Here is a 983-nt window from a genome sequence, read left to right as displayed (position 1 = left end):
CGCCGCGGCGATCCGCGCCCGGTGCCGCCGCTCGATCGCCTGCCCCGCGTACGACGCCGCGACGATGAGCGCCGCGCCGCCCGCGCCGATCGGCCCGATCGCCTCCCCGGCCAGCACCACGCCCACCAGCAGCGCCCACACGGGCTCGGTGCCCATGAGGATGCTCGCGCGTGACGCCGAGGTCCGACGCACCGCCCAGAGCTGCACCGCGAACGCGAACAGCGAGCACAGCACCCCGAGGAAGAGGACGCCGGCCCAGCCCCGGGCGTCGAGCGCCGCGGCCGCCGCGGGCAGGTCGGGTCCCGCCATCGCGGAGAAGAGGGCCGCGCACACCAGCATCTGCACGAGGACCACGCCGAGGGAGCCCTCGCTCCGCCCGCGCGTGAGGTGCCCGCTCGCCGTGACGTGCACGGCCCGCACGACCGCCGCGGCGATCACCAGCCCGTCGCCCGGCGTCGGCGCGCGCAGCCCGCCCTCGGAGACGAGCAGCGCGACGCCCACGACGGCCGCGACCGCCGCGACGAAGTACGACCGCGGCAGCCACGCGCGCGACGCGGCGCCCTCGAGCACGGGCGTCATCACGAGCGCCAGGCTGATGAGGAGGCCCGCGTTGGTCGCGCTCGTCAGGTGCACGCCCCAGGTCTCCAGCCCGATGACCGCGGCCTGCGAGCAGCCGAGCGCCGCCGCGATGAGGAGGCCGCGACCCCGGGGCAGCCGCTCCCGCCGGGCGAGGCAGACCAGGCCGGTCGCGGCGACCGCGACGAGGAAGCGCAGCGCGACGGCCGCGGGCACGCCCGTCTCGGCCGCGAGGTCCTTGGCCGCGAGGAAGCTCGCGCCCCAGACCGCGGCGACGGCCAGGAGCAGCAGGTCGACCACGGGCTCGGGACGGATGCGGGATGCCATGCCCCCACTGTCCGGCAGCCGACCCGGAAGATCGACGGGCATCGTCTTCATCGATGCGTTAGCCGACGCTGATGCGTTAG

Annotated in this window: 1 protein-coding gene; it reads right to left on the bottom strand. The window is 76.6% G+C overall.

The genetic code is table 11. From position 1 onward, the window contains the following. Positions 1–903, bottom strand: a 903-nt coding sequence (locus tag DZG00_RS15785; RefSeq protein ID WP_147360081.1) for a DMT family transporter, incomplete at its 3' end; no start/stop codon positions are given. Positions 904–983 lie beyond the last annotated feature (80 nt).

This window comes from Clavibacter lycopersici (genome assembly GCF_003576405.1).
In the GTDB taxonomy this organism is placed as follows: domain Bacteria; phylum Actinomycetota; class Actinomycetes; order Actinomycetales; family Microbacteriaceae; genus Clavibacter; species Clavibacter lycopersici.
The sequence above is the reverse complement of the archived record's forward strand: the minus strand, read 5'-3'. Positions and strand labels throughout refer to the sequence as shown.